A 21,642-nucleotide genomic window follows, 5' to 3' on the forward strand; every position below is an offset into this window, starting at 1 on the left:
TTGCCTCATTCCTTCATTGGCTAATTGCCACATTGTCCCATTGCCACATTAACCAATTCTTACCTTAAAAATATCCCGAATATCCGTCGTATATTTAGGTGAAAGCAAATTCTGTTTCATTTTCCAAGTGCGTTGCAAATCCTGATTACCTAATCGAATTTTTCGTTCGCCGGTTTTTTTATGAAAAGCATCCATCACTTCCATGATTTTTTGGTGCTTCGGATTTTCTTCTTCAAACAAATGAAATTGCTTTTGGTCTTGCGGAATAATTTGGGTTACAATTACTCCTGCTTTTTTATAAATTTCGCCTTCTTCAAAGATTTCTTTCAACATTTTGACAGCCAATGCACTGATGGTTATACTGGAATTACTCCCAAAAGGCAACGTTTCCATCTTATAAAAATTATATTTCGGTTTATCGACTTTGTATTTGTCTTTCCGCAAATATAAAATAACACCATAACAACAGGAATTTTGTTTACGAAGCTTCTCCGCACAAACGGTGGCAAAGGTAGAAACACGTTCTTTCATTTCATCAAACGTAGTGATGTTGCCGTCAAAACTTCGGGTGATGGCAATGTTTTTGCGGTCTTTGGGTTCTTCGAGTTCTAAAACGGATTGACCCAATAATTCCAATCGCAAGCGGTTGCCTACGACGCCCATTTCTTTTTTAATAAAAGCTTCGTTGTGTGGCAAAGTAAAATCGTAGGCGGTATGAATATTTTGTGCCTTCATTTTTTTGGTTAACCGATAACCAATGCCCCACACGTCTTCAATTTTGGTCCATTTTAATCCTTTGATGCGTTTTTCTTCGGTGTCGATGACATAACTTCCCAAGGTTTGTGTTGGAAATTTTCGGGCAATTTTATTCGCTACTTTTGCTAATGCTTTGGTAGGAGCAAAGCCAACAGAAACGGGAATGCTTAACCATTTCAGCGTTCGCTTTTTCATTTCCAGACCGTATTGCTGATAATCAGGAATAGTCATTCCGTCAAAGTTGAGAAAAGCTTCGTCAATGCTGTACACTTCAATGTTGGGAGTGAATTGTCCTAAGATAGTCATCACCCGATTACTCAAATCGCCATACAAAGCATAATTGGAAGAAAAAACGGTGATGTTTTTTTGTTTCAGTTCGTCGCGTACCTTAAATTCCGGTGCTCCCATCGGGATGCCTAATGCTTTGGCTTCGTCGCTGCGAGAGATGATACAGCCGTCGTTGTTAGACAAAATAACAATGGGTTTTCCATTCAGTTGAGGTTGGAAAACACGTTCGCACGAAGCATAAAAATTGTTACAATCGACTAAAGCATACATGGTGTAAAGTTAGTGGATTATTGTTTTTTTTGGAAGCGAAGGAATGTTAATGTTGATAAGAAAAAAGAGAATAGAAAAAAGAAAACAGAGCAAAGATAAATGGTTAACCGTTATCGGTTTTGGTTGATAGTTTTGATAAAAAAATAGTTTAAATTAAATCTATATTGAGATTTTTCAAAGATGGAGGAGACTAAAAGTTGAAAACACTACTAATTTTGTAATGATAAATCCGTGTTCATCCATTTTCGCAAAGCGAATCTAAAAAAATCAGTTTTATCCGTGCTATCCGTGTTCCATTTGAGTTAGTGATTATTTGGAAGTTTTCAATCGCAGTCGCAGTTTTCAACCGACAACTCACAACACCTTCTCATACGCTCGTCTCGGACTTCCTCTAAAATGCACGATGCCACAAAACACAAAACCTGATTTTTCAAAGATACTCATCATAGCAAAATTATCGTGGTTGGTATCGGCTTTGAGGCTGTGGATGTTATTGGCTAACGCAAATGCTTCGATATGCTCAATCATTTTTTTGGATAAGTTTTGACCGATGTATTCCTGAGCAATCGCCACACGATGAAAAACCACAAAATCACTTGTGGTCAACCATTCGCCTTGTAAGTTTGCATATTCTGGTTCGTCATTGATTAAAACGGCAGAATAACCTATAATAATTTCACCATCAGTTAGCACATAACCAATTCCTTTTTCGATGTCTTGTTGAATGATTTCCGGGTTGGGATAACCGTCTTGCCATTGGTTGCTGCCGTCGGCTTTTCGTCGGAGGATGGCTTTTTGAAGGATGATCCAGATTTGTGGAGCATCGGTGGTGGTGGCTTTTCTGAATTGGTAGTTCATTTTATTTGGTTCTGGCATCTAATGAAATAAATTACAAAGTTAGCACAATTTTCTATTGAAGCAGCATTCGCGTTAGGGATTGAAGTGAAAAGCCCGGAACCTCAAAACAGCAAATTTTCTTAGGCACAAAAAGCGACCAAAGGAAGCTCTTTTGGGTCTTTAGAAAATTGCTGTTTTGTGGTGAGGACTTGTAACAGAAAGCCCGACCCTTGGGAAACGCCCAAAATTTTAAAAATAAAAAAACGTCCCGATTGCTCGAGACGTTGTCATTTCATTCGGTAATCTAAATAATATCTATTATTCGATCACAGCTACTTGAGCTGCTACTTTACCTTTTCTACCTTCTTCTTCTTCGTAGTGAACTCTGTCACCTTCTCTTAGCTCTTCAGCTTTGATTCCGGTTGCGTGAACGAAGATGTCTTTTCCGGTTTCTTCATCTGTGATGAATCCGTAACCTTTTGACTCATTGAAAAATTTTACTGTACCTGTACGCATTGTGATAATAAAAAAAATTAATAATGCCCAAAGGTAATCTATAATTAAATACGAATGTTAAAACAATGTTACTTTTTTGTGAAAATTATTGATTTTCAGTATTTTCCTCGTTTTTTTTATCGAATTTAAACATATAGTCTTCTAATTTCTTGTTTTTATAGCGATGCCATAAAAAAACAGGCATGAGCACTAATGCACTGATTAATACACCGATACCAACCCATTTATCGCCTTCGTCTCCGATTGTGTTTTTGATGTAAAATCCGTAGCCAATAAAGGCTAAAACGATAAAAAACAGGATGCGAATGACGTATTTCATGGTTTTATTTTAGGTTTAATTTGATGTGTAATTCGTTTAATTGTGCTTCGTCGATTGTGGATGGAGCATCAATCATCACATCGCGACCGCTGTTGTTTTTTGGGAAAGCGATGAAGTCACGAATGGTTTCTTGTCCACCTAAAATAGCCACCAAACGGTCTAATCCGAAAGCTAAACCTCCGTGTGGCGGTGCTCCGAATTGGAAAGCGTTCATTAAAAATCCGAATTGGTTTTCGGCTTGTTCGGGAGAAAATCCTAACAACGAGAACATTCTACTTTGTAAATCACGGTCGTGAATACGGATGGAACCACCACCGATTTCGTTTCCGTTTAACACCATATCGTAGGCGTTGGCACGCACTTTTCCGGGTTCGGTTTCGATCAGTTTCATATCTTCCGGTTTTGGCGAAGTGAACGGATGGTGCATGGCGTGGTAGCGTTGCGAATCTTCATCCCATTCCAATAACGGAAAATCGACTACCCAAAGTGGAGCAAATTCGTCCGGTTTTCGCAAGCCTAAACGAGTGGCAACTTCCATACGAAGTGCCGATAATTGTGTTCTGGTTTTGTCGGCTTTTCCGGAAAGAATTAGAATTAAATCGCCGGGTTTGGCGTTGGTGATTTCGGCCCATTTTTTTAAATCGGCTTCGTCATAAAATTTATCTACGGAGGATTTTAGACTTCCGTCCAATTCGTATTTTACATAGACCATTCCGGTAGCACCAATTTGCGGACGTTTGATCCAATCAATCAACGCATCAATTTCTTTTCTGGAATAGGAGGCACAGCCGGGAACGGCAATTCCGACTATTAATTCGGCCGAATTAAATACCGGAAAATCTTTGTTTTGAGCTACTGCGTTTAGCTCTCCGAATTTCATGTCAAAACGAATATCCGGTTTGTCGTTTCCGTAGGTTTTCATTGCATAGTCGTAGGTAATTCTTGGGAATTTATCTACTTCAACGCCTTTGATTTCTTTTAATAAATGACGAGTCAATCCTTCAAAAACATTTAAAATATCTTCTTGTTCCACGAATGCCATTTCGCAATCGATTTGTGTGAATTCCGGTTGACGGTCGGCACGCAAATCTTCGTCTCTAAAACATTTTACGATTTGAAAATATTTATCCATTCCGCCTACCATCAACAATTGTTTGAAGGTTTGTGGCGATTGAGGTAAAGCATAAAATTGTCCTTCGTTCATGCGACTTGGAACGACAAAATCTCTTGCTCCTTCGGGAGTAGATTTGATTAAATAAGGTGTTTCTATTTCGCAAAAACCTTGTTTAGACAAATAATTGCGTACTTCCATCGATACTTTATGACGGAAAATCAAGGAGTTTTTTACCGGATTTCTTCGGATATCTAAATAGCGGTATTTCATTCGAATGTCTTCGCCACCATCAGTTTCATCTTCAATGGTGAAAGGAGGAAGTTGAGCTGCATTTAAAATCGTTAATTCAGAAACTAAGATTTCAATTTCTCCGGTTGGAATGTTTTTATTTTTTGCCTCGCGTTCGATTACGGTTCCTTTTACTTGAATCACGAATTCTCTTCCGAGTGATTTTGATGCTTCAAAAACCGATTTTTCGGTTCGGCTTTCATCAAATATTAATTGAGTGATTCCGTAACGATCGCGTAAATCGACCCAATTCATAAATCCTTTATCACGTGATTTTTGCACCCATCCGGCTAAGGTAACTTCTGTATTGATGTGCGAACTGTTTAATTCTCCGCAAGTATGACTTCTGTACATTTTGATTCGAAATTTTTTGAGTTGCAAAAGTACTATTTTGTTTGAAGAATTTTGATTTTTTTAGGGTAAAAGGTGATAGGTGATTGGTAAAGGGGTTGAGTGAATATGATTTGTTTCAAATCTTTATCAAAATAGAACACGTATTAGATGGATTAAATGGATTTAAGCTGATTTCTTTGTTCGCAAGCGAGAATGGATTTGGATGGATTTTATTCTGCTTACTTTTTTATAACAACTTTTACTCCTAACTCCAAACTGCCAACTCTAAACTTATTTTAATGGAACACGGATTAGGTGGACTAAATGGATTTACGCTGATTTATTTGTTCGCAAGCGAAAATGGATTGAAGCGGATTTCTTGGTTTGCGGATAGTTTTCTCGCAGAATCTTTAGAATTTTTGAAGTTCCGTTTACCTTTTATCGATTACCCATCACCAATTTCCAATGTTAAGTTTTTATCTAATGTTACCAAATTGTTACCAAAAAGTTTTTTTAATGTAAACTTTTGTGTACATTTGTTTTGTAATTGTTAACCTGCTAAAAATTAAAGAGTATGAAAAAGTTATTTATTGCAGCAATGCTGGTAGTTTCAGGAGCATTATTTGCTCAAGATGATAATGCAAAACACGAAGTGGTTGACCAAATGGTTAAATCAACTTTTTATCACGATAATGGTCAAGTGCAACAAGAAGGTTTTTATAAAGATGGAAAAGTGCACGGACAATGGGTTTCGTATGATGAAAGCGGAAATAAAGTGGCCATGGGTCAATATCAAAACGGAATGAAAATTGGCAAATGGTTCTTTTGGACCGGAGCTGATTTAACTGAAGTAGATTATTCTGACAGTAGAATTGCACAAGTGAAAAAATGGTCGCAAGGTGCTATTGTACAAGTGAACAAAAATTAACTATACCTAAACTCAACCTTAAAAGAGCTTCATAATTGAAGCTCTTTTTTTATTCTATTTTCTTTTTGGAACGATTTAATTCTTTGAAGGATGAAATGATTTTTTCCATTGCTTTTGAATGTTCTTTTTTACTTTTTAGTTCTGTCCAGTTGACGATTTGATAGTATCGATCTTTTCCTTTCACAAATCCAAATTGATAATAAATGTCAATATTATCAACAGTTCCGCTCACGTTCATGAGTTTTGCATCCATTCCGTTGATTTTGGTGTCTTCAAAGTTGGAGAACTTTCCATTTTTAATACTAACGGATAAATTATCTTTTAGTAAATTAGAATATCCGGTTAAATTTGGCTTGTAACTTTCTGCTAAATATTCATCTTGAGTCACTAAATCATTGAAATCGGAAATTGGTTCATCAATTACAATCGTATAAAATTCATTGAGGATATTTTGGTATTGCAGCGAAGCATCTTCATGCAAATTATCTGCTTTGGAAAGTGTTTTGGGTAACTCAATTTCGTATTGTCCTTTAATTTTGATGGATTGAATTTCTTCATTGGCACAACTTACCATCACAAAGGAAATTAAAATATAGCAACTAATTCTGATTGTTTTCATTTGAAAATTTTATGCAAGATAAAAAAAAACCACGCTTTCACGTGGTTTAATTGGTTAATTTGTTTCGGTATTTAAATCTAGTTTTTTCTTCTTTTTCTTTTTTACTTTGATTTTTCCTTTATGTAGTAAATAGAACATCACCGGAACAATTACTAAAGTAAGGAAAGTGGCAAAAATTAATCCGTAGATTACGGTTTTGGCCAATGGACCCCAGAAAATTACGTTATCACCTCCCATATAAATGTTTGGGTTGTAATCAATAAATAATCCAAAAAAGTCAACGTTCAATCCCATTGCTAACGGAACTAATCCTAAAACGGTGGTAATTGCGGTTAATAAAACCGGTCTTAAACGAGAACGTCCACCTTCAACAATTACATCTAAATATTCTTGTTTGTTTAGTAAGCCGTCTTCATCTAACCCTTTTTCATTTAATTTTCTATCGATAAGTAATTGGGTGTAATCAATCAAAACAATAGCATTATTTACAACAATTCCGGCCAACGAAATAATTCCCATCATCGTCATAATGATGACAAAATCGTCACCAAAGAAAGCCATTCCAAAAAATACACCACCAAAACTTAGTAAAACCGAAACCATAATAATAATTGGTTTAGAAACTGAGTTAAATTGAGCAACCAAGATTAAAATGATTCCGCCCAACGCAATTAATAAAGCATTCACCAAGAAACTCATATTTTTCGATTGCTCTTCTTGTTCTCCGGTGAAAGAGAAATTAATGTCTTTTCCTATTTCGTAATCTTCTAATTCTTTTTTAATTTTTTCTACGATTTCATTACCATTATAACCGGTAACAACATTAGAATAAACGGTAATAATTCGTTTTAAATTCTTTCTTTTTATCGTATTAAAAGTGGTAGAATTCTGATTAGAAGTAATGGATGAAATCGGAACTTGAACTAATTTTCCTGAAGCCTGATCTCTAAATGTTATCGGTTGATTGTAAATGATGTTATTGTCATTTCGTTGAGCTTCCGGTAAACGAACATTGATTTCGAAATCGTCTTTACCGTCTTTGTAAGTTGAGATTTTCTCACCAAAAATAGCTCTTCGCAATGTTTGACCCACTTGACCAGACGTAATTCCGAGTTGACCGGCTTTATCCAAATCAACGGTTACATCAACACCTGGTTTTTCTTTATTTACATCAATTTTAAGTTCTTCAATTCCGGCGATATTTTTTCCGTCAATAAAACTTTTCATTTTTTTGGCTTCCATCAACATCGCATCATAATCTTCTCCAGAAATTTCGATGTTTACAGGATATCCGGCAGGCGGACCGTTTTGCTCTTTTTCTACAATGACCGAAACGCCGGCATAACCTTGCACAGCCGAACGGATTTCTTCCATCACATCCAAACTGTTTAAACCTTTACGGTATTTGAATTCCCGCATTGTTAATGTTACTTTTCCACGATTTGGCATATCGTTTTGAGCACCACCTTCCGTTTGCGGATTTCCGGCACCTTGACCTACTTGGCCAATGGCACTTTCTACCATATAATTATCGCCGTCTTCTACATATTTATTGGCAATGGCGTATACTTTTTGCTCTATTTCTTTCGTAAATTCATTGGTTTTTTTGATGTCTGTTCCTTCAGGAAATTCAATGTAAACCATAATTTGATTCGGTTGATTTTCAGGAAAGAACAACACATTTGGTTTAGCAATTCCAACTGCTACAAATGATAAAATCAATAAACCAAATGTTCCAAGAAAAAATGCCCAAGGTTTTCTTCCGCCTAACGCAAATTGTAAAAAATTACGGTATTTATTTTCAAGCCAAACTAAGATGATTCGTTGAAAATAATCTTGTGCTCCAACCAGAAAATATTTGTAAATCCATAACATGATGGCGAAGAAAAGCATCAAGTTTCCAAGACCTTTTAATCCGCCGGATTCTGAAATAAATCCTGAAATAAGCATAACTAATCCAATTCCGCCCACTAATCCACTTAATTTGATGAGTGATTTTTTACTCATTTCTTCTTCTTTCAATTTCATGAAATCGGAAGTTAGCATCGCATTGATAACTAACGCCACAAACAAAGAAGAAAATAATACCACGGACAATGTCATCGGAAAATAAATCATAAATTTCCCCATCGTTCCGGGCCATAATCCTAATGGGAAAAAGGCTGCCAATGTGGTTGCAGTGGATGCGATAATTGGCCACGCAATTTCGCCAATACCTTCAATAGCGGCTTGTTTTCTGGATTTTCCTTCGCTCATTAATGTGTAAACGTTTTCCACCACAACGATTCCGTTATCCACCAACATTCCAAGTCCCATAACGAGTCCGAAAAGTACCATAGTATTCAGTGTAATCCCGAAAGAAGCCAAAATCATATACGACATGAACATCGAAAGCGGAATAGCAAAACCAACAAATAATGCATTTCTAAATCCTAAGAAAAACATCAAAACACCAATAACAAGAATTACCCCAAAAATGATATTGTTCACCAAATCATCTACTTGGGCAATGGTTCGGGTAGATTGATCGTTTGCGTAAGTAATGGTTAATCCTTCCGGAAAGTAATTTTCTTTGGCTTTGTCGATAATTGTTTTTACACCATCAACGGCCTCCACCATATTTTTACCACTTCTTTTTTTAATGTCGAGCATCACAACGGGCTTACCATAATCTCTTGCAAAAGTTGTTCGTTCTTTTTCTTGGAAAGTAATGGTCGCAATATCTTTTAAGTAAACATTTCCATCTTGTTTTTTAACGATGATGTTTTCTAAATCAGACGGTTTTTCGATTTCACCAATTACACGGATATTTTTCTTAATTCCGTTGTTGGAAACGCCTCCACCGGAAACGGTTTTGTTTTCATATTTCACCGAATTGATAATGTCGTCAAAACTTACTTTTGCAGAAGACATTTTATACATATCAACCGCAATTTCAACCTCTTTATCTTCCGCACCACGAATGGCCGCTTCTTTAATTTGCGGAAGTCTTTCGATTTGATCTTCTAAATATTCAGCATATTCTTTCAGTTTTTCTGATGAAAAATCGCCTGTAATATTGATGTTCAAAATCGGAACTTCTTCGGCAATATTCAAATCAAAAACGTTTGGTTCTACTTTTCCACCGCCGTCGATTGTTGGCCATTCAGTATCAGATTTTACAAGGTCGACCTTGTCTTTTACCTTTTGTTTGGCATCTTCAACTGAAATATCTTCGTCAAATTCAACCAAAATCATGGAATAATCTTCCAATGTATTGGATGTGATTTTTGTTACACCCGAAATATTGTTGAATTCTTCTTCCAAAGGTTTGGTTATCAGTTTCTCTACATCTTCAGCCGAATTCCCCGGATTTATCGAACTAACATAAATTTTAGTTTCAATAATTTCGGGAAAACTCTCTCTCGGCATTGAATAATACGACATCAATCCACCAATCAATAGTATGGCTGTGATGACATAAACCGTCATTTTATTGTTAATTGCCCACGTTGAAATGGCAAATTCTTTATTTATCTTACTCATCAGAGGTTTGTTTTATGAGTTTATTTATTTGATAACTTCAACAGTGATGCCGTCTTTCAATGATTTTGCACCATCAGTAACCACCATTTCTCCGGGTTCTAGGCCTGATTTTATTTCAACAAAAGCACCGGTTGTATAACCTAATTCTACTGTTTTTTGAACTGCTTTAGCATTGTTTTTGCTGTCAACATTCGCAACTGTGTAAACAATTTTCTTTCCTTCAGCATTTTCCTGAATGATGTTTTCAGGAAGCAATAATGCTTTTGGGTTTTTATAATCTTCAATTTTCAACACTGCAACTTGATTCGGTCTCAATAAATTATCCGGATTTGGGAGGGCAATTTCAATTCCGAATGTTCGGTTATTTGGGTTGATGTAATTGCCCACTTGACGTACTTTTCCTTGGTATGTTTTTCCTAATGAATTCAAATACACTTCTACAACAGCACCCACTTTTAATTGGCTGATGTAATTTTCCGGCACATTTGCACTCACATACATGTTACTTAAATTCACAATTCTAAACAATTCCATCCCGGGAGAAACAACTTTTCCTCTTTCGGTAATCACTTCATCAATTGTTCCAGAGAATGGAGCAACCACGTTGGTTTTGTTTAATTGTGATTTGATTTGAGCCACTGCTTTTTGTTGACTTTCTAATGAAGTTTTAGCTTGTAAAAACTGAATTTCCGAACCAATTTTTTGATCCCAAAGATTTTTTTGTCTTTCAAAAGTAGTTTTTGCTAAAGCTAATTGTGTTTCAGCTTGAGCCAATTGAGAACCCATTCCGCCATCGTCTATTCTGCCCAAAATTTGTCCTTTTGAAACTTTTTGACCGGCTTTCACATAAACTTGCGTTAGAATTCCTGAATATTCTGGACTAATTACGATGTTTTCTTTCGTATCCACATTTCCCTGAATTTCGATGTAATGTGTAAACAAAGAGTCTTTTAAAGTAACTGTTTTTACTAACGGATTTTTTTTGTTCGGATCTAATTCGGCGATAGCTTTGTCTAATTTTGCTAAATCGGCCACTAATTTTTCATATTCTTTATGAACGATTTCTCTGGATGATTTGATTTGATTTAAATCTTTTGATTTAACAACATCATCCACGTTTACATCACTTTTTTCGCCTGAACAAGCCGAAAGTAAAAGTGAAAAAGTAACTAAGTATAGAATTTTTTTCATGTTATATATAGATTGAATTTTGATTGATTTATTTTGTTTGTCCGATTGCTTTTTCCAAAGCTGCTTTTCTACTGATGACATCTACCATCGATTGAAGGTAGCTTTGTTGAGCTGAATATAATTGACGTTGAGCATCCGTAAAATCAAAACTGGTTGAAATACCTTCCGTAAATTTCACTTGTTGTTTTTTCTCAATACGTTCGGCTAAGGATAAATTTTCTTTTGAACTGAAATATTGTTCTACGCTGTATTCATAATCGCTTTTGGCATTTTGGTATTGAAGTTTCAAGCGTTGTTCGGTCTCAGTCAACTGCGTTTGTGCTTGCTCTAATGCAATTTTTGATTGTTGTACTTTTGCGTTTTTACCAAAACTGCTAAAAATAGGTACGTTTAAACCAACACCTAAATTGGAATAGTTGAACCATCTTTGATTTTGAGTAAAAAACTCAAATTGATCACCAAAAGCATTGTACCCGAAATTCAAATTAGCTGAAAGTGAGGGTAAAAACTTGCTTTTTTCTAACTTCATTTCAAGGGTTCTTTGCTCTACAAAATTTGTTGAAAGAGCATAATCAATACTGTTTTTTACTTCGAACGATGAACCGGTTAAAGCCATGTCTAAATTGGAAGCAGTCAGGTTTTCTAATTTGTCTGTTAAAGAAAGATCCTCTTCCAATTCAATTCCTAAATTGATTTTAAGCATATTATACGAAATGTCCTTTAATCTTTTAGTATAATTCAAACTGCTGTTAATACTGGAAAGTGTAATTTTTAGTTGTTCCACATTTTCTTCTTCAATTAAACCGTTTTTGAAGGTTTGTTCAGTATCAAATAAGGTTTTATCCAAGGTTGCTTTATTCTTTTCTAAAATTGCAATATTCTCTTCTGCTAATAACACATTTCCATACGAATTGATAATCATTTCACGAATTTCCAAATCGGTTTTCTTCTTTGAACTTTCATAATATTGCAAATACGTTTTTGAAGCTTGAAGTGCCACAATATAGGAACCGTCAAAAATCAATTGACTCAAAGTTGAGCGGGCTACCATAGAATGCTTGGTGCCAAACGCAAATGTTGAAATTTGGTTTGGATCGCCATCTGGATCAAATAAATTACCTGATACAGCTTGTGTTTGAAGCTTAAAATTATTTGCATAATCTAAACCGGCGTTAATTTGTGGTAAACCCGCAGCGGTAGTTTCCCATTTTTTCTTTTTGGCCGCTTCAATGTCACGACCGGAATTAATGGCCGTGTAATTATATTGTAAAGCGTGATCAATCGCCTGCTGAAGCGAAAACGAGTAGCTTTTTTTTGTTTCTTGTGCCTGCATACCTAAACAAGCGAGCAAGAGGAAGAGTGATAATTTCTTCATAGTATAGATTGATGATTATGATTTATTGGTTATTTTTTCTAAAACTTGGAGTCCTTTGGTGGTTGAAATGGCACGCACATGATAGTCGAGGTATAATTCTTCCATCATCCTAAAATTGTATGATTCATCCGAAAAGACATTTTTATCTTTTAAAGCATGAACACAGGAATAGTATATTTTACTGATGAATTCAATGTCTATTTCCGGTCGGTAAAGGCCCGTTTCAACTCCTTTTTTAAGATTGGTTACAACGCAATCTTGCATTTTGCAATATTCCTTCCCATGTAAAGTTTTATAGATTTTTGGAAAATATTTTTGCAACTGAAAAATGGGCGAAGCTTTTTCATCCTTTAATTTATGTAAAACAAAATCTTTAATTTCAAATAACTCTTCAATTGCATTTTTGTCCGGTTGACAAATTTGGTCTATACCACACGATATAGAATCAAACATTTGCATGGTCACCGCTTCCACCAAATCATTTTTGTTGGCAAAATGCTGGTAAATCGTTTTTTTTGAAATCCCCATTTCATTGGCAATGTCATCCATTGTAACACTTTTAAAACCTAGCGTTAAATACATTTCCGTTGCTTTTTCAATTATTTGTTCTTGCATTATGATGTTGATTTTTATGTCTAAAATTCGCCGCAAATGTATAACGGAAACTTTTAACACCAAAATAGTTTCCAAAGTATTTACAATTATTTAACATTTGTTTTGGATGTAATTATTCGTCAGGTTTCTGCATTCGGTTTTTTTTGGTTTTCTTTGTATTCCATTAAACTAAAAATTTTTCATCAATGCATTCTATTGCGGTTTATCAAGAACATTTTCTTGCTCATTTAGAAAATCAGAACATTTTAAAAGAACCAAAAAATCTGTATGAACCAATAGATTATATTTTGCGTTTGGGCGGAAAAAGAATGCGTCCGGTTTTGACCTTAATGGCAGCTGAGATTTTTGATGCCGATTTTAAAAAAGCACTTTCTGCGGCAACGGCCGTGGAGGTTTTTCATAATTTTTCGTTAGTTCACGATGATATTATGGACGATGCTCCATTAAGAAGAGGAAAAGAAACCGTCCACGAAAAATGGAATCTAAACACCGGAATTTTATCAGGAGATGCCATGTTGATTTTGGCTTATCAATATTTTGAAAGTTATGAACCAACAATCTTTAGAGCTTTAGCAAAATTATTCAGCAAAACGGCTTTGCAAGTTTGCGAAGGTCAGCAATACGATGTTGATTTTGAAACCAGAGACGATGTTTCCATTCCCGAATATTTAAAAATGATTGAATTTAAAACCGCTGTTTTGGTAGGAGCTGCAATGAAAATGGGAGCGATTATTGCCGAAACATCAGAAGAAAATTCCAATTTAATTTATGATTTCGGCTTGAATTTGGGCATCGCCTTTCAATTGCAAGACGATTATTTAGATTGTTTTGGAAATCCGGAGACTTTTGGTAAACAAGTGGGTGGCGATATTATCGAAAACAAAAAAACCTATCTTTACCTTAAAGCAATGGAATTTGCAAAAGCAGATGAACGTGAGCAATTGTTGCATTTATATTCCATTCAACCCAATGATAATTCCGAAAAGATTGAATCTGTAAAAGAATTTTTCAATCTTACCGGAGCTTCAAAAGCCACACAAAAAGCAATTGAAAATTATACGATGAAAGCCTTTGAAACCTTAACCAAAATGCAAATTGGCGAAGATAAAAAAATGGTTTTGAGAGCGTTTGGCGAGAAGTTGATGAAGCGAGATGTGTAAGTTGCGGGTTTGAAAGTTGCGGGTTTCGGGTTCTTTGTCATTCCGCAAGATGACGAAGTCGAAATAGGAATCTCCTCTTAAGGAGGCAGTTTTCAGTCTAGAGTTGTGAGTTTTTAGTTTTTCAGTTAGGAGTTGATAGTAAAGGAGTCATTATAAAATAAAAAGTAAACAGAAAAAATCCATCCAAATCCATTTTCGCCTGCGAACAAAAAAATCAGCGAACATCCATTAAATCCCACCAATCCGTGTGCAATTAAAAATCAAAAATCAACAATCGTTAATCAAATGTATCCCATCCCAACATCAACCGACCATCTTCTAACCGAAGCAGAAAAAGAAAATCTTTACCTCAAACTCATTGAACAACTCAACAAAGATTTCAATTTTGCAAACGAACCGGTTGATTTTCCGTTAAGCACTTCGTCAAACGAATTAAAAATTCAATTGCACGAAAAAGTATATCGACTTATTCAATACAAATTTGCCGAATATTTAAATTTACTCTACATCATCGATGTTTCCGAAGATGAAGTCAAAAAACTCAATGGAGATGACATTGCCGAATTGGCTGAACAAGTGGCGTTCTTAATTTTAAAAAGAGAATGGCAAAAGGTTTGGTTTAGAAATAGACTCTAACAAACGGCATCCAAGCCTCAGAATACACATTTCGATTGTCGTTGTGCAACACATTATAACGAAGACCAATTGTTACATTATTCGTTTGATAACCAACACCTAAAAATAATCCGGTGTTCCAAAAATTATCTTTCAAAGAACCAAAATTGTCTTTATAAGTCGTGTTCACTCGAAGTTGCTCCAATTCAGCAGATAACTGAATTTCCGGAATTGGATTTCCCAACACAATCATACTCGCACCATAAATATACGATTCAAAAAAGTTCTTTTGCTTTACATAACTTCCTTGCACTCCAAAGCCAAGACTAATGTATTGGTTAAAATCATAAATCGCTCCGGGAGCCAGTGTAATATCAGTATAGTTGTTTCCAATAGCCAAACCTATTCCGCCTCCAAAACGAACTTTTGACCAAAATTCACTTTTTTGGTTTTGAGAAAGACTATTATTTTCTTGACAAAAAGCATTTTCCGAATTAAAAAATGCAGACAAAAAGAAACTAAAAATTGTAAGTTTTACAGCATATTTCATCTCTATATCATTTTAGCAATTAAAAACATAAAAGTATGTAAAAATAGATAAAAGATTATTGCAAATATTGTACTTTTGCAAAACTATTTTTAACAAATAAGGTTTATTACTACTAATTATGGATAGGTTTTCCTTTTTAAACGCAGCACACACACAATTTTTTGCAGATCTTTACGAACAATATACCGTTAATCCGGATGCTGTTGAACCAAGTTGGAGAGCCTTTTTTCAAGGGTTTGATTTTGGTTTAGAATCTGCAAGCGACAATGAAGCCGTTACCCAATTGGCCGATTTTTCTGCCGGAAATCAAGACTGTAGTCTCGTTTCTGATAAATTACAAAAAGAATTTAATGTTCTAAAATTAATTGATGCCTACAGAACGCGTGGTCATTTATTCACCAAAACCAATCCTGTTCGTGAGCGAAGAGTGTATGCTCCAACCTTAGCTTTAGAAAATTTCGGATTAGCATCATCAGACTTAGAAACTGTTTTTGATGCCGCCAAAGTATTGGGTCACGAACCTAAACCATTGCGTGAAATTGTTAAACATCTTGACAATGTCTATTGCCAATCCATCGGAATTGAATACATGTACATTCGTAAACCGGAAGTAATCGAGTGGATTCAAAGACGATTAAACATCAATGATAATTTACCTAATTTCTCCGGAGATGAGAAAAAGCATATTCTTAATAAATTAAACGAAGCCGTTTCTTTCGAAAACTTTTTACATACTAAATATGTAGGTCAAAAACGTTTTTCATTAGAAGGAGGAGAGAGCATCATCCCAGCGTTAGACGCATTAATTGAATCTGCTGCCGAAAAAGGCGTTGAGCAATTTGTGATGGGAATGGCTCACCGTGGTCGTTTGAATATCTTAGCCAACATTTTTGGCAAACCAACCCAAGACATTTTCTCCGAATTTGACGGAAAAGATTACGATAAAGAATATTTTGACGGCGACGTAAAATACCATTTAGGTTTAACTGCCGACAGAAAAACAAAATCAGGTAAAAACATCAACATCAATTTGGCTCCAAACCCTTCGCATTTAGAAACGGTTGGTGCGGTAATTGAAGGAATTACCAGAGCAAAGCAAGACAAATATTTCCCGAACGATTTCTCAAAAGTATTGCCAATCGCCGTTCACGGAGATGCCGCAGTGGCCGGACAAGGAATCGTGTATGAAATTGTTCAAATGTCGCAATTAGATGGTTATAAAACCGGAGGAACAATCCACTTGGTGATAAACAACCAAGTCGGATTTACAACTAATTACCTCGATGCTCGTTCGTCTATTTATTGTACGGATGTAGCGAAAGTGACATTATCTCCAGTGCTTCACGTCAATGCAGACGACACCGAAGCCGTAGTTCACGCGATGCTCTTTGCGTTAGATTTCAGAATGACTTTTGGTCGCGATGTATTTATCGATTTATTAGGGTATAGAAAATACGGTCACAACGAAGGTGATGAACCACGTTTTACCCAACCGGTTTTATACAAAATCATCGCCAAACATAGAAATCCTAGAGATATTTATGCTGAAAAGTTGATTGTTGATGGAATTGTTGACCAAACCTACATCAACAAAATTGAAAGCGATTACAAAGCCAAGTTAGATCAAAACTTAGAAGCTTCCCGCAAAAAAGAATTGACCATCATCACACCATTTATGCAAAATGAATGGGAAGGATTTGAGCAAGTTTCGGACGATGAAATGTTGAAAAAAGTCAAAACAACATTCGACAAAAAGAAATTGGATGTGATTGCTGAATCCATTTCAACTTTACCATCTGATAAAAAATTCATCAATAAAATCAGCAAAATTGTTACCGACAGAAAAACAATGTACGATAACGATACCATCGATTGGGGAACTGCCGAAACGTTGGCCTACGGAACATTATTAACCGAAGGTTTCGATGTTAGAATTTCCGGTCAAGATGTAGAAAGAGGAACATTCTCGCACCGTCACGCCGTTGTAAAAGTGGAAGACAGTGAAGAAGAAGTAATTTTATTAAACGGATTAAAAGATAAAAAAGGAAAGTTCAGCGTGTTCAACTCGTTCCTTTCCGAATATGGCGTGTTAGGTTTCGACTACGGTTATGCCTTAGCCAATCCAAACGCATTAACCATTTGGGAAGCACAATTTGGCGATTTCTCAAACGGTGCCCAAATTATGATTGACCAATACATTTCGTGTGGTGAAGACAAATGGAACAACCAAAACGGAATCGTTATGCTATTGCCTCACGGTTACGAAGGTCAAGGTGCCGAGCACTCTTCCGCCAGAATGGAACGTTACCTGCAACTTTGTGCCCGTCACAATATGTATGTAGCAGATTGTACAACGCCTGCCAACTTTTTCCACTTGTTGCGAAGACAAATGAAAACTAAGTTCCGCAAACCGTTGGTAGTGTTTTCACCTAAAAGTTTGTTGCGTCATCCATTATGTGTATCGACAAAAGAAGAATTGTATAACGGAAGTTTCCAAGAAACCATCGACGACAATTCAGTTGACAAAAAGAAAGTAAAAACACTCGTATTTTGCACCGGAAAATTCTACTACGATATTTTAGCCGAAAGAGAAAACTTAGGCAGAAATGACGTAGCTTTGGTTCGAATCGAGCAATTGTTCCCGTTACCAATCGAGCAATTAAAAGAAATAATAGCCAAATATCCCAACGCAGACGATTACGTTTGGGCACAAGAAGAACCCAAAAACATGGGAGCATACAGTTTTATGTTAATGAATTTTGACTTGGTAAAATGGCGATTAGCGTCGTTAAAAGCCTATGCAGCACCAGCCGCCGGAAGTCATACCAGAGACAGAAGACGCCACGCCGATGCAATCAGAATGGTATTTGACAAAAATTTGTTTAGATAAGAAGCTAATCCTGCTATCCGCTTCAATCTTTTACCATTTTTTGTTGTTTTTGTAAGTCAAAAAAAGAGCTCCCAAGGTCGCTTTTTTTTTGCCAACAAAAACTAACAAAAAAAGGCAAAAGGATTTCCGCTGCTATCAGGGCTAAAACGAGATAACAACACACAATAAAAAATTAAAATTCATAATTAAAAACATAAAAAGATGATTTTAGAAATGAAAGTTCCCTCTCCGGGAGAATCTATAAAAGAAGTAGAAATCGCAACTTGGTTAGTAAAAGATGGCGATTACGTAGAAAAAGACCAAGCGATTGCTGAGGTTGATTCAGACAAAGCCACATTAGAATTACCAGCCGAGGCTAGCGGAATCATCACGCTAAAGGCTGAAGAAGGCGATGCAGTAGCCGTTGGAGCCGTTGTTTGTTTAATCGATACTTCTGCTGCAAAACCAAGCGGTGATGCTCCAAAAGCTGAAGCAAAACCAGTAGCTGAAGCACCAAAAGTAGAAGAGAAAAAAGTTGAAGCTCCAAAAGCAGCTCCAACTCCTGAAAAAACGTATGCAACACAAGCACCTTCACCGGCAGCTCGTAAAATTTTATACGAAAAAAATATTCAACCTTCTGATATCGTTGGGACCGGAAAAGGCGGAAGAATCACAAAAGATGATGCAGTAAATGCTGTTCCATCTATGGGAACGCCAACTGGTGGAAACCGTGGTTCAGAACGTTCAAAATTATCAATGTTGCGTCGTAAAGTAGCCGAGAGATTAGTTTCGGCTAAAAACGAAACAGCAATGTTAACTACGTTCAACGAAGTTGATATGACTGCTATTTACGATTTAAGAGCAGAATATAAAGATGCTTTCAAAGAAAAACACGGATTAGGATTAGGCTTTATGTCTTTCTTTACCAAAGCCGTAACAAGAGCATTACAGCTATATCCTGACGTAAATTCAATGATTGATGGTCAGGAGAAAATCACGTATGATTTCTGTGATATTTCAGTAGCTGTTTCCGGTCCAAAAGGATTAATGGTTCCTGTAATGCGAAATGCAGAAACCCTTTCTTTTAGAGGAGTCGAGGCTGAAATCAAACGTTTGGCTATTCGTGCCCGTGATGGTCAAATCACCGTTGACGAAATGACTGGAGGAACATTTACCATTTCAAATGGTGGTGTTTTTGGGAGTATGTTATCAACTCCAATCATCAACCCACCACAATCCGGTATTCTTGGAATGCACAATGTGGTAGAAAGAGCAGTAGTTAAAAACGGTCAAATCGTAATTGCTCCTGTTATGTTTGTGGCTTTATCATACGATCACAGAATAATCGACGGAAGAGAATCAGTTGGTTTCTTAGTAGCAGTAAAAGAAGCTTTAGAAAACCCAGTAGAACATTTGATGGGTGGAAATGCTAAGAAAGCGTTGGAGCTGTAGATTTTTTTTATTCCATATTATTTAAATATCCCATCAATTTATGACTGGGATATTTTTTTAATAGTAAAATGTTAAATCTAAACATCAGATTTTAAAAAAGAAGTTTTAAGAGTAAAAATCATTCTTCGTATAATTTGTATTTACTTTGAATTTATTATCTAATTTAGCATACTAAATTTTTTAAGAAGAACGGCCCGTTTTTTCACGATGAACAAGTTTACCTATCTTTTAATACTACTATTATCTTTCTCATCAGTATTTGCTCAGGAGCTAAATGAGTCGCAAATAGCAATAACCCGTAACATTCAAGAATTACTGATTTCAAACCCAGAGCAAGCCTACGCTGAAGCTTTGGAAATAAGTGATTCTGAAGACGAATTGTTCGGTTTTTTTGGGCAATATTATGTGGCGAATTATTTTTATAACAAATCAGAATTTACACATTCTAAACAACTGCTCATAGCCCTCTTAAAAACGATTGAGAAAAGTAAGTATGCGAAATCAAGTAAAGTCTACCAAGATTTGATTGGTATGTGTGTCAATAAACTTTTCTATATTTATAAGAATTTGGGAGAGTATGACTTGGCATTGCTTTTTCTTGACAAATACAAAAAAAGTGTACCTAATAACCCTTTTAATGAACAATATGGCTTAGTAAAAGTTGCTATGGGGGATTATGCTGATGGTATCGCTTTGTTGAAAAAAGAATTAAAGACTTCACCACATCTTCAATTAGGTAAAGGTGAAAAAAAGACAATGAATAAAAAATTATTTGCTGATAAATACAACATCTTGGGTGAAGCTTATCAAGCGTATTATATCCGGTCAAAAAATGCAATTTTGTTAGATTCTGCAAATTACTTTTTTGATGAAGCGGCAACTATGTTACTACAAGACAATTTTGAGCCTGAGTATACAAAAGCATTATTGTATATGAGAAAAGCAAAAAGTGCTGCTTTGGAGGGCGATTACGTAAAATCATTGTCCTTATATAGAATGAGAAATAAATTTCCCGTCATTAAAGATAATATGCGAACAGAGCAATTATTTGATTTAGGAATGGCCGATTGTTTTCATCATTTAAAGCAGGTTGATTCGGCACTTTTCTATTCAAAAAAATATATAGAAAGTTATGAAATTACTAAGGTTTCAAAAGAAAATTTATTGATGGCATATAACATTATGTCACAATGTTACAGCAAAAAAAGTGACAATAGAAATGCCTATCTCTATGCTCAGAAAAGTTTAGATTTAATTCACTCAACAGAAGACATTAAAAATAAATCCTTACATTTTCTTCACAACTATGATTTAAACAGTATCAAAGAGGAGTCAAAAAAAATTATAACTTCAAAGAATTACTTTAAAATTTCTCTCATAAGTATCTTAATCGTGTTAGCTAGTGTTGTTTTGGGTTTTTATTATTATTACAAGCTTCAGAAAGAAAAACATTATCGATTTTTAAAAATTATTCAAGACCTCAAAGAATCAAACAAACCGGAGATTACTAGTATCTCAATTGATAAACCTGAATTACAGTCGAAGCAAACAATTGATAAAGACCTTATTGAAAAATTTTCATCCGGGTTAAAAAAATTAGAGCAGAAAGAATCTTATTTAGACCCCAATTTTAAATTGGCTTTTGTGGCTAAAAAATTAAATACAAATACGGCTTATTTATCCCAATATTTCAATCAAGTTATGCAAAAAACCTTTTCAGAGTACACGCAACATTTGCGAACACAATACGTACTTCAAAAGCTTAAAGATGCTCCTTATTTTCGCAATTATACTTTACAAGCTATAGCTGAAGAAGTTGGTTATAAAGACGCCAATACCTTTGTTCGCGTATTTAAAAAACAAACAGGTCTTTCCCCAAGTTATTATATTGAAAAATTAGAAAATAAAAGTTAAGCATTTGTTTTTCATTATTTTAAGTTCTTTTTTTTAGTTGATTTTTTATAAATAGTCCAATATACAAATTGCTACAGCCTAGCATATTGTATAGATTTGGCGAAAATT

17 protein-coding genes are annotated in these 21,642 nt (G+C 35.4%); 6 read left to right on the forward strand and 11 right to left on the reverse strand.

Annotated elements, in window-relative coordinates:
- Positions 1-48: 48 nt before the first annotated feature.
- The 5 genes from B4N66_RS00540 to aspS form a co-directional block, all read right to left on the reverse strand.
- Positions 49-1,314 (reverse strand): Y-family DNA polymerase, encoded by a 1,266-nt coding sequence (locus B4N66_RS00540; RefSeq protein WP_291091665.1) that lies wholly within the window; start codon positions 1,312-1,314, stop codon positions 49-51.
- Between the two features lie 354 nt (positions 1,315-1,668).
- A complete protein-coding gene (locus B4N66_RS00545) occupies positions 1,669-2,172 on the reverse strand; it encodes a GNAT family N-acetyltransferase (RefSeq protein ID WP_291091667.1) in 504 nt (167 codons plus the stop codon).
- A gap of 297 nt (positions 2,173-2,469) precedes the next feature.
- Positions 2,470-2,667 (reverse strand): cold-shock protein, encoded by a 198-nt coding sequence (locus B4N66_RS00550; RefSeq protein WP_112084984.1) that lies wholly within the window; start codon positions 2,665-2,667, stop codon positions 2,470-2,472.
- Between the two features lie 85 nt (positions 2,668-2,752).
- On the reverse strand, positions 2,753-2,986 hold the full coding sequence (locus B4N66_RS00555) for a hypothetical protein (RefSeq protein WP_248436691.1): 234 nt from the start codon (positions 2,984-2,986) through the stop codon (positions 2,753-2,755).
- A gap of 4 nt (positions 2,987-2,990) precedes the next feature.
- The gene (gene aspS / locus B4N66_RS00560; RefSeq protein WP_291091673.1) at positions 2,991-4,742 is read right to left on the reverse strand and encodes an aspartate--tRNA ligase; all 1,752 of its coding nucleotides are present in this window, start codon (positions 4,740-4,742) and stop codon (positions 2,991-2,993) included.
- A gap of 553 nt (positions 4,743-5,295) precedes the next feature.
- On the opposite strand from aspS, the gene B4N66_RS00565 reads away from it, so the two are divergent.
- The gene (locus B4N66_RS00565) at positions 5,296-5,649 is read left to right on the forward strand and encodes a toxin-antitoxin system YwqK family antitoxin (protein ID WP_291091675.1); all 354 of its coding nucleotides are present in this window, start codon (positions 5,296-5,298) and stop codon (positions 5,647-5,649) included.
- A gap of 49 nt (positions 5,650-5,698) precedes the next feature.
- Here the strand turns inward: B4N66_RS00565 and B4N66_RS00570 are convergent, their stop codons facing one another.
- Genes B4N66_RS00570 through B4N66_RS00590 form a run of 5 tightly spaced genes read right to left on the reverse strand, consistent with a single transcriptional unit; the run spans position 5,699 to position 12,974 of the window.
- A complete protein-coding gene (locus B4N66_RS00570; protein ID WP_291091677.1) occupies positions 5,699-6,268 on the reverse strand; it encodes a hypothetical protein in 570 nt (189 codons plus the stop codon).
- Positions 6,269-6,322: 54 nt separating this feature from the next.
- Complete coding sequence (locus B4N66_RS00575) at positions 6,323-9,793, reverse strand: efflux RND transporter permease subunit (RefSeq protein ID WP_291091679.1); 3,471 nt, start codon at positions 9,791-9,793, stop codon at positions 6,323-6,325.
- Positions 9,794-9,817: 24 nt separating this feature from the next.
- The gene (locus tag B4N66_RS00580; protein ID WP_291091681.1) at positions 9,818-10,984 is read right to left on the reverse strand and encodes an efflux RND transporter periplasmic adaptor subunit; all 1,167 of its coding nucleotides are present in this window, start codon (positions 10,982-10,984) and stop codon (positions 9,818-9,820) included.
- Between the two features lie 28 nt (positions 10,985-11,012).
- Positions 11,013-12,359 carry a TolC family protein gene (locus tag B4N66_RS00585; RefSeq protein WP_291091683.1) on the reverse strand — a complete coding sequence of 449 codons (1,347 nt, stop codon included), beginning with the start codon at positions 12,357-12,359 and terminating at the stop codon, positions 11,013-11,015.
- Between the two features lie 15 nt (positions 12,360-12,374).
- A complete protein-coding gene (locus tag B4N66_RS00590) occupies positions 12,375-12,974 on the reverse strand; it encodes a TetR/AcrR family transcriptional regulator (RefSeq protein ID WP_291091684.1) in 600 nt (199 codons plus the stop codon).
- Positions 12,975-13,159: 185 nt separating this feature from the next.
- Here B4N66_RS00590 and B4N66_RS00595 point away from each other — a divergent pair, with 185 nt between their 5' ends.
- Together B4N66_RS00595 and B4N66_RS00600 are read left to right on the forward strand one after the other, a co-directional pair.
- Positions 13,160-14,134 carry a polyprenyl synthetase family protein gene (locus B4N66_RS00595; protein ID WP_291091686.1) on the forward strand — a complete coding sequence of 325 codons (975 nt, stop codon included), beginning with the start codon at positions 13,160-13,162 and terminating at the stop codon, positions 14,132-14,134.
- Between the two features lie 285 nt (positions 14,135-14,419).
- Entirely contained in the window at positions 14,420-14,770 is a 351-nt protein-coding gene (locus B4N66_RS00600) for a hypothetical protein (RefSeq protein ID WP_291091688.1), read from the forward strand.
- On the opposite strand, the gene B4N66_RS00605 is transcribed toward B4N66_RS00600, so the two are convergent.
- On the reverse strand, positions 14,754-15,299 hold the full coding sequence (locus B4N66_RS00605) for a hypothetical protein (RefSeq protein WP_291091690.1): 546 nt from the start codon (positions 15,297-15,299) through the stop codon (positions 14,754-14,756). The genes B4N66_RS00600 and B4N66_RS00605 overlap by 17 nt on opposite strands.
- A 118-nt stretch (positions 15,300-15,417) precedes the next feature.
- Here B4N66_RS00605 and B4N66_RS00610 point away from each other — a divergent pair, with 118 nt between their 5' ends.
- From B4N66_RS00610 to B4N66_RS00620, 3 genes are all read left to right on the forward strand, one after another.
- On the forward strand, positions 15,418-18,189 hold the full coding sequence (locus B4N66_RS00610) for a 2-oxoglutarate dehydrogenase E1 component (protein ID WP_291091692.1): 2,772 nt from the start codon (positions 15,418-15,420) through the stop codon (positions 18,187-18,189).
- 201 nt (positions 18,190-18,390) lie between these two features.
- A complete protein-coding gene (gene odhB, locus B4N66_RS00615) occupies positions 18,391-19,620 on the forward strand; it encodes a 2-oxoglutarate dehydrogenase complex dihydrolipoyllysine-residue succinyltransferase (protein ID WP_291091693.1) in 1,230 nt (409 codons plus the stop codon).
- A 207-nt stretch (positions 19,621-19,827) separates the two neighbouring features.
- Entirely contained in the window at positions 19,828-21,534 is a 1,707-nt protein-coding gene (locus B4N66_RS00620) for a helix-turn-helix domain-containing protein (RefSeq protein WP_291091695.1), read from the forward strand.
- Positions 21,535-21,642: the final 108 nt, after the last annotated feature.

It is taken from the genome of Flavobacterium sp. UBA2787 (assembly GCA_002352205.1).
GTDB lineage: Bacteria > Bacteroidota > Bacteroidia > Flavobacteriales > Flavobacteriaceae > Flavobacterium.

Coding starts and splice junctions, on each gene's coding strand:
- odhB (WP_291091693.1), top strand. CDS start 18,391: ATGATTTTAGAAATGAAAGTTCCCTCTCCGGGAGAATCTATAAAAGAA.
- B4N66_RS00545 (WP_291091667.1), bottom strand. CDS start 2,172: ATGAACTACCAATTCAGAAAAGCCACCACCACCGATGCTCCACAAATC.
- B4N66_RS00570 (WP_291091677.1), bottom strand. CDS start 6,268: ATGAAAACAATCAGAATTAGTTGCTATATTTTAATTTCCTTTGTGATG.
- B4N66_RS00565 (WP_291091675.1), top strand. CDS start 5,296: ATGAAAAAGTTATTTATTGCAGCAATGCTGGTAGTTTCAGGAGCATTA.
- B4N66_RS00590 (WP_291091684.1), bottom strand. CDS start 12,974: ATGCAAGAACAAATAATTGAAAAAGCAACGGAAATGTATTTAACGCTA.
- B4N66_RS00585 (WP_291091683.1), bottom strand. CDS start 12,359: ATGAAGAAATTATCACTCTTCCTCTTGCTCGCTTGTTTAGGTATGCAG.
- B4N66_RS00575 (WP_291091679.1), bottom strand. CDS start 9,793: ATGAGTAAGATAAATAAAGAATTTGCCATTTCAACGTGGGCAATTAAC.
- B4N66_RS00580 (WP_291091681.1), bottom strand. CDS start 10,984: ATGAAAAAAATTCTATACTTAGTTACTTTTTCACTTTTACTTTCGGCT.
- B4N66_RS00540 (WP_291091665.1), bottom strand. CDS start 1,314: ATGTATGCTTTAGTCGATTGTAACAATTTTTATGCTTCGTGCGAACGT.
- aspS (WP_291091673.1), bottom strand. CDS start 4,742: ATGTACAGAAGTCATACTTGCGGAGAATTAAACAGTTCGCACATCAAT.
- B4N66_RS00610 (WP_291091692.1), top strand. CDS start 15,418: ATGGATAGGTTTTCCTTTTTAAACGCAGCACACACACAATTTTTTGCA.
- B4N66_RS00620 (WP_291091695.1), top strand. CDS start 19,828: ATGAACAAGTTTACCTATCTTTTAATACTACTATTATCTTTCTCATCA.
- B4N66_RS00550 (WP_112084984.1), bottom strand. CDS start 2,667: ATGCGTACAGGTACAGTAAAATTTTTCAATGAGTCAAAAGGTTACGGA.
- B4N66_RS00605 (WP_291091690.1), bottom strand. CDS start 15,299: ATGAAATATGCTGTAAAACTTACAATTTTTAGTTTCTTTTTGTCTGCA.
- B4N66_RS00600 (WP_291091688.1), top strand. CDS start 14,420: ATGTATCCCATCCCAACATCAACCGACCATCTTCTAACCGAAGCAGAA.
- B4N66_RS00555 (WP_248436691.1), bottom strand. CDS start 2,986: ATGAAATACGTCATTCGCATCCTGTTTTTTATCGTTTTAGCCTTTATT.
- B4N66_RS00595 (WP_291091686.1), top strand. CDS start 13,160: ATGCATTCTATTGCGGTTTATCAAGAACATTTTCTTGCTCATTTAGAA.